Raw genomic sequence first — 7,266 nt, forward strand, 5'->3', positions numbered from 1 at the left:
ACCAACCATTTAAAGTAGGTCACTGGAGCAAAGATATTGTAGATAGCCACAATGTCTTCTTCAAAACCGGCACGGATTTTTTTAACGAGCTTTACCTGCTCTGTGATCCATGGATGATCTGCTCCAAGTGGTTCAATCCCTGCTAAGTCAGAGATATTTTCAAGGCCTTTGTGAATGGCTGGATTTGGATAAGCAAAGTAACCATCACTCATGAGTTTGACAAAGTCTGGTTTGACCTTGTGAAGGAAGTTTTTATGGCCATTGAGGTTTTTTTCAATAATTTCCGGATTAGAAAATCCTTTCAACCATTCTTCTTCTGTTGTAAAATGATGCCAAAACCCAACTGGCACACGGTCAACCGCTTCTCCTTTAAAAGCTTTTAACACTAATTCTCTTTTTGCTGACATGTTCTTACCTCGTTCTATTCATTTCTTGTTTGTTATCTTATCACTTCAATGATGCTTTGACTAATATATATTTTTTATCAAGTTCTTCATCTTTTTTTATCACTGATCTTCGAGAAGAAGAATTCCTGCTAGATCAGATGGGCGAAGGAGGGAGAGACTATGGGCTGGAATTCTCTCCAGTCTTGCCATATCTGGATCTTTTTTTGCTTTTCCCTGACTGCTTGCAAGAGCGACTTTACTCAGCCCTAGAAGCAAAAACAAAACGGTTACCAGGATACACCATACATTGATCTTTTTCATCTCCCTCTCCTTTCTTCTTACAATACAGCTGCTTTACGTACCCAATCTAAGCGTTCCAATTGGAAATCATCTGGCACGGTACAGTCTGCTCCAAGGATCAAACCACGACTTCCGGCTTCAGCCACCAAGCGACGCGTTTCTTGCTCAATAGCTTCTCGTTCCCCTTGGTAGAGCAAACCTTTCTTGCCATTGACAAAGCCACCCAAGACGGCACGATCACCGAAAAGTTTACGACCTGCGGCTAGGCTAAGGCCTTCATGATGGGTCGCCCAGTTAATGACTTGAGCCGGATAATCCTTGAAGAGTTCCACTTCATTGCTGGCCCCTTCAAAACCACAAATATGAAGGATATTGATGCCTCCAGCTTCATTGGCTGCTTCTAGGACAGCGATGCTGCTAGGCTCAATGAACTTGCGGTACTCTTCATCTGTCACACGCTCATCTTGGATCTGCTGGGTTGAAAAGTAAATCCCTTCAATACCTGCTTCTTGGATCAAGTGGCGACTTAAAGTAGCGATGTCTCCTGCAATCACGTCAAGGACATGAGCTAAAGTTTCTGGATCTTCCTTGATAAAGTCTGCAATCACTTGGTCTCCACGGGATTGGTCCGTACGGAACCAGCGTTTCAAATAAGAAATGGGCGAGAAGATATTGTAGAAAGAAGCAATCTCTTCATGGAAATGGGAACGAATCTCCTTGACCACTTCAATTTGTTTTTCAATCCAAGGATGATGCTCCCCAATCGGTTGAATATCCTTCAATTCTCGGATCGATTTGATCTCTCTCGAATAAAGTGTACTCGGATAGCGGAAGAAGCCATCGCTCATGATCTTGACAAAATCAGGTGAAATTTCTTCTACATAGTGTTGGTGGCCCTTAATACTTTTTTCTACTACAGCCGGATTGTCTAGACCCAATTCTTTTTCTTCTTGAGTCACATAATGGAGCCAAAATCCTACAGGGATTCGCTCTACTGTTTCGCCTCGAATGGCACGAAGAACCAATTCTTTTTTACTCATACTGTGAATCCTCCTCATCTTTTCTCCAAAAGAAAGACTAACTGCTTTCCTTCTGGAATTTGTAACCATGATATCACCTCGAAAAGTAGCAGACTAATATATTTTCCCTATCAAGGCCTTAAAATTTCTTTATTAAAAAAGGTATCAAAAAAGCGCAAGTCCTTGAAAATAGGGACTTGCGGGTATCTTTCTCTATTCTTTCATTTTAGAAGAAAAGGACCGCTTTGATCTTTTCTTGATCCAGTTATAACAGAAAACTATATCCCTTCTTTTAAGCTTAAAAATGGCATCTATTGAGGTGAAAAAGCCCTTCATATCAACATTTCTTTCTTCCTATTCATTTTACCATTCCCTGGATCCCCTTCTCCTCTTTCTTGTCATGCAAGATTGAAAAGAGTATAATTTTTATAGAAAAATTTTAAGGAGTGTACGGTTTATGAAAACAACAAAAACCACCTTTACCATCGTTTCTGCTCTTGCTTCTGTCATTTTACTGACGAGTTGTGGTAGCAACACCACTAAAACGCAAGAGACAAAAGCAAGTAGCACTAAAAATCAGGTAACAATGACCTATGATCAACAGCGCTCACAAGAAAATACCATGTCTGTTCTCTGGTACCAAAAGGCAGCAGAAACCAAGGCTTTGTATTTACAAGGCTACAATGTCGCTACTGACCGTTTGAAAGAGATCCTCCAAACTCCTTCTGATAAGCCTTATTCCATCGTCTTGGATTTGGACGAAACTGTTTTAGACAACAGCCCTTACCAAGTTCAAAACGTCAAAGATGGTACGGCCTTCAATCCTAAAGATTGGGATGTTTGGGTGAAAAAAGCAGCCGCAAAAGCGGTACCAGGTGCCAAAGATTTCCTTCAATATGCGGATCAAAACGGGGTTCAAATCTACTACATTTCTGACCGTACAACCTCTCAAGTAGATGATACCATTAAGAACCTTGAAAAAGAAGGCATTCCTGTTCAAGGACGTGACCACCTCATGTTCTTAGAAGATGGCGTCAAATCAAAAGAAGGCCGTCGCCAAGCTGTACAAGAAAAGACCAATCTTGTCTTGCTCTTTGGGGACAACCTGGTTGACTTTGCAGATTTCTCTAAGACCTCTGAAGCTGATCGTGACAAGAAATTGGACGAATTGCAAAAAGAATTTGGTGAAAAATTCATCATCTTCCCAAATCCAATGTATGGATCATGGGAATCTGCTGTTTACCAAGGTAAAAAACTAGATGCCAAGGGACAAACAGAAGAACGCCTCAAAGCCTTGCAAGGTTTTGACAAATAAAGCAAACATCCTCGCTAGGAAAAACCTAACGAGGATGTTTTTTCTATATAAACAAATTTATTCAACGGTTACAGACTTAGCAAGGTTCCGTGGTTTATCAACATCTAGCCCACGATGAAGGGTTGCAAAGTAGGCAATCAATTGGGTTGGTACCACCATTGAGATTGGAGAGAGGTAAGGGTGAACTGCTGTCAAGACCAAATCATCTGTCTCTTTAGCGACATTTTCTTCTGCAATGGTTAAAACATGAGCCCCACGTGCTGCCACTTCTTGGATGTTCCCACGTGTGTGGCTGGCTAGGACTGGATCAGACAAGAGGGCAATGACCGGTGTACCGTCTTCGATCAGAGCGATGGTACCGTGTTTCAACTCACCCGCAGCGAAGCCTTCACATTGGATGTAAGAAATTTCTTTTAGTTTCAGACTAGCTTCCATGGCAACATAGTAATCTTGGCCACGTCCGATATAGAAAGCATTACGGGTTGTTTCCAACAAGCCACGGACTTTTTCGTCGATCACTTCTTTTTCTGAAAGGGTTGATTCGATCGATTGGGCAACGATAGACAATTCGTGCACCAAGTCAAAGGCTTTGGCCTTCTCATTGCCATTGGCTTCCCCAACAGCTTTAGCAAGAAAGGCAAGGGCTGCGATTTGAGCCGTATAAGCCTTAGTAGAAGCTACCGCAATTTCAGGTCCAGCATGGAGCAACATGGTCATGTCTGCTTCACGTGAAAGAGTTGAACCTGGAACATTGGTCACTGTCAAGCTTGGAATACCCATTTCATTGGCTTTGACCAATACTTGGCGGCTATCGGCTGTTTCACCAGATTGGCTGATAAAGATGAAGAGTGGTTTCTTGCTGAGAAGCGGCATACCATACCCCCACTCAGATGAAATACCGAGTTCTACTGGGGTATCCGTCAACTCTTCCAACATTTTTTTAGAAGCAAATCCAGCATGGTAAGAGGTACCAGCCGCAAGGATATAGATCCGGTCTGCTTCTTGAACAGCCTTGATAATAGCTGGGTCTACCACTACTTGACCAGATTCATCTGTATAGGCTTGGATCAACTTACGCATGACAGTTGGTTGCTCATCGATTTCTTTAAGCATGTAGTATGGGTAAGTCCCTTTTCCAATATCAGAAAGGTCGAGTTCAGCCGTGTAGCTATCCCGTTCTTTGACGTTTCCATCATAGTCTTGCACTTCAACGCTGTCAGCCTTGACAATGACCAACTCTTGGTCATGGATTTCCATGTATTGGTTGGTTTCGCGAATCATGGCCATGGCATCAGAGCAGACCATATTGTAGCCATCGCCAAGACCGATCAAGAGTGGTGATTTATTTTTTGCGACATAGATGGTGCTTGGATCTTCCGCATCCATCAAAGCAAAAGCATAGGCCCCACGGATGATGTGGAGGGCTTTTTTGAAGGCTTCAAGCGTAGATAAGCCATCTTCTTCAGCAAATTTTCCGATCAAGTGGGCTGCGATTTCTGTATCTGTTTGCCCCTTGAAATGGTGACCTGCTAGGTATTCTTCCTTGATTTCAAGGTAGTTTTCAATGACCCCATTGTGGACTAATACAAAGCGACCTGTTTCAGAGCGGTGTGGGTGAGCATTGTCCTCAGTTGGTTTTCCGTGAGTGGCCCAGCGGGTATGTCCGATCCCAGCTGTTCCTTCGACACCTTCTGCCTTAGACGACAATTCTGCAATGCGGCCAACTGCCTTTACCAATTGGCTCTTGCCTTCACTAGCCAGAAAAACACCCGCAGAGTCATAGCCTCGGTATTCGAGTTTTTCAAGTCCTTGAATCAAAATATCAGTAGCATTTGTATTTCCTACAACACCAACGATTCCGCACATAGTCTTTACGATATAGCCTTGCTATACTTTCCCCTTTACTTAGTCAAACGACCCATGGTCGATTTCTCAGTTACTTTAAAATTGGTCTAGTCTAATTTACCTAAAAAGCAACCAGCGGAGTCAGTATACAATGCTTCTTCCAGTTTGTCAACTAGGAAATTCAAGAAAATTGGTCTAGTTAAGTCAGAGTTAAGATTGAAGTAAAAATCATCTTAAAAACTTTCTGCCGTGAAAAAAGTGCCTGAAACTGAATATTTTAGGCATTTTTCTCACTGTTGAATAACTCTAACGAATAAAATTTTTTATTTTTATAGAAGTTGATTGATTCTTATAAAAGAGCAGTTTGTCTACTTCTCAAATCCATTGGCTTGGCTTAGTTCTTTAAACCAATGACCGGATTTTTTGAGGGTTCGTTTTTGACTTTCGAGGTCCAACTCAACTAAACCATAGCGGTTCTTGTAACCATTGAGCCATGACCAGCAGTCAATAAAGGTCCAGATCAAATAGCCTTTACAGTTGGCACCATCTTGAATAGCCCGGTGGAGCTCACGAAGATGGTCTTTGACAAAGTCAATCCGGTAGTCGTCTTGGATCACTCCGTCCTTGCGGAATTTTTCCTCTCCTTCAACCCCCATTCCATTTTCTGTCAGGATCCACTCGATATTGCCATAGTTTTCCTTGATATTTTGGGCAATGTCATACAAACCTTGCTCATAGATTTCCCAACCACGGTGGGGATTGATCTTGCGGCCTGGCATAACATAGGGTTCATAAAATTGTTCAAAGAGTAGGGGAGATGCTGGATTTGGAGCATAACGAGGAGCCGCCACACGGAGTGGTTGGTAATAGTTAACTCCTAGGTAATCCACCGTATTTTCCTCGATCAAGCGCAATTCAAAAGGATCATAATCCGGCAAGAGATCACGCTCCCGTAGGATCTCGACTAATTCTTCAGGATAATGACCAAGAACAGATGGATCTAAGAAGGATTTGGCTTGAAAGAGCTCGGCAATGCGCGCAGCTTTCACATCTTCTGGATGCTGGCTCCGAGGATAAGCTGGTGTCAAATTGAGTACAATCCCGATACGGTAATTAGGATCCACCTCGTGACAGGCCTTAACCGCTAGAGAGTTTGCTAGCTGGGTGTGGTAGGCTACTTTAACAGCTGCTGCTGCGTCTACCTTATGAGGAAAATGGGCATCATAAAAATAACCAAACTCCACAGGGACAATGGGTTCATTAAAGGTGATCCACTGATCGACCAGATCTCCATAGGTCTTGAAACAAAAACGCGCATATTCCTGATAAGCATAGGCGGTTTCTTTATTTTCCCAACCATCCCCTTGCTCTTGAAGAGCCATCGGCAAATCAAAATGATAGAGGTTGACCAAGAGGTGAATCCCTTTTTCCTTTATCTTTTCAAAGACACGACGGTAGAAATCAACGCCTGCTTGATTGATCTCCCCTCGTCCTTCTGGGAAAATACGGGACCACTGAATAGAGGTTCGAAAGGCGGTGTGCCCAGTTTCTAACAAGAGATCCAAATCTTCTTCCCAGTGTTCATAAAAAGTCGATGTTTTCTCCGGTCCTTGCCCTTGATAAAAGCGGTTGGGCTCGATCCTATACCAGTAATCCCAGAGATTGTCTCCCTTTCCATCCTGGGCTAGACGTCCTTCTGTTTGAGGCCCCGAGGTCGAACTCCCCCATAAAAAATCCTTTGGAAATTGATACATGTCCTAATCCTCCTCATTCTACTAGCTCTATTGTAGCGCATCCTCCTCCAAAACCTAGGCACAATTTACAGTCTTTCTTACGCAGATTAAAGAAAAAGCCCCTTAGGAAAAATTCCTAAGGGAGCTGGTCCTCATTATAAGTCATTCACGACATATTCAAAGAGCTTACGATCTGCTGGGCTCTTGTCAAAACGCAGTTCCGGATGCCACTGAACGCCGAGGAAACGGATCTCATCTGTGGATTGAACGGCTTCTATGATGTCATCTTTAGGATCCCGCGCGATTACTTCTAAGCCATCTGCCAAGTCTTTAATACTTTGATGATGGAAAGAATTGATGCGACTGGTCTTACCATAGATCTCTTGCAGGACCGTCTGATCCTTGGTCACCAACTCTTGACTGGTGTACTGACCTGGATTGTCCTGCCAGTGGTGTTCAATATCTTGATACAGAGTTCCCCCTAGAGCGACATTATAGAGCTGGGTCCCACGGCAAACGGTAAAGATAGCTTTTTTAGCCGCACGCGCTTCTTCAATCAAGGCCAACTCAAAGAGATCGCGTTTCAAGAGGTAGTCATCACTGTCGATGGTGATTTCTTCTCCGTAAAACTTGGGCAAGACATTTTGTCCACCGGTGATGATGAGCTT

7 protein-coding genes are annotated in these 7,266 nt (G+C 43.1%); 1 reads left to right on the forward strand and 6 read right to left on the reverse strand.

Annotation, left to right across the window (positions count from 1 at the left end; translation table 11 throughout):
- The 3 genes from SPADD19_RS12850 to SPADD19_RS07775 form a co-directional block, all read right to left on the reverse strand.
- A partial coding sequence (locus tag SPADD19_RS12850; protein WP_481906740.1) for a uroporphyrinogen decarboxylase/cobalamine-independent methonine synthase family protein occupies window positions 1-407 on the reverse strand: 407 nt, incomplete at its 3' end.
- A 99-nt stretch (window positions 408-506) separates the two neighbouring features.
- Window positions 507-707: a hypothetical protein gene (locus SPADD19_RS07770; RefSeq protein WP_061455718.1), complete on the reverse strand. Its 201-nt coding sequence runs from the start codon at window positions 705-707 to the stop codon at window positions 507-509.
- A 17-nt stretch (window positions 708-724) separates the two neighbouring features.
- The gene (locus SPADD19_RS07775; RefSeq protein ID WP_061455719.1) at window positions 725-1,726 is read right to left on the reverse strand and encodes a uroporphyrinogen decarboxylase family protein; all 1,002 of its coding nucleotides are present in this window, start codon (window positions 1,724-1,726) and stop codon (window positions 725-727) included.
- Window positions 1,727-2,162: 436 nt separating this feature from the next.
- On the opposite strand from SPADD19_RS07775, the gene SPADD19_RS07780 reads away from it, so the two are divergent.
- Window positions 2,163-3,020, forward strand: a complete 858-nt coding sequence (locus SPADD19_RS07780; protein ID WP_003004374.1) for a 5'-nucleotidase, lipoprotein e(P4) family — start codon at window positions 2,163-2,165, stop codon at window positions 3,018-3,020.
- A gap of 57 nt (window positions 3,021-3,077) precedes the next feature.
- Here SPADD19_RS07780 and glmS read toward each other — a convergent pair whose 3' ends face one another.
- The 3 genes from glmS to SPADD19_RS07795 all read right to left on the reverse strand — a co-directional run.
- The gene (gene glmS, locus SPADD19_RS07785; protein WP_049491026.1) at window positions 3,078-4,886 is read right to left on the reverse strand and encodes a glutamine--fructose-6-phosphate transaminase (isomerizing); all 1,809 of its coding nucleotides are present in this window, start codon (window positions 4,884-4,886) and stop codon (window positions 3,078-3,080) included.
- 347 nt (window positions 4,887-5,233) lie between these two features.
- A complete protein-coding gene (locus SPADD19_RS07790) occupies window positions 5,234-6,619 on the reverse strand; it encodes a glycoside hydrolase family 1 protein (RefSeq protein WP_061455720.1) in 1,386 nt (461 codons plus the stop codon).
- A 134-nt stretch (window positions 6,620-6,753) separates the two neighbouring features.
- On the reverse strand, window positions 6,754-7,266 hold a 513-nt coding region (locus SPADD19_RS07795; RefSeq protein WP_241496542.1), incomplete at its 5' end, for a gamma-glutamyl-gamma-aminobutyrate hydrolase family protein.

This window comes from Streptococcus parasanguinis, assembly GCF_001578955.1.
Taxonomy (GTDB): Bacteria; Bacillota; Bacilli; order Lactobacillales; family Streptococcaceae; genus Streptococcus; species Streptococcus parasanguinis_U.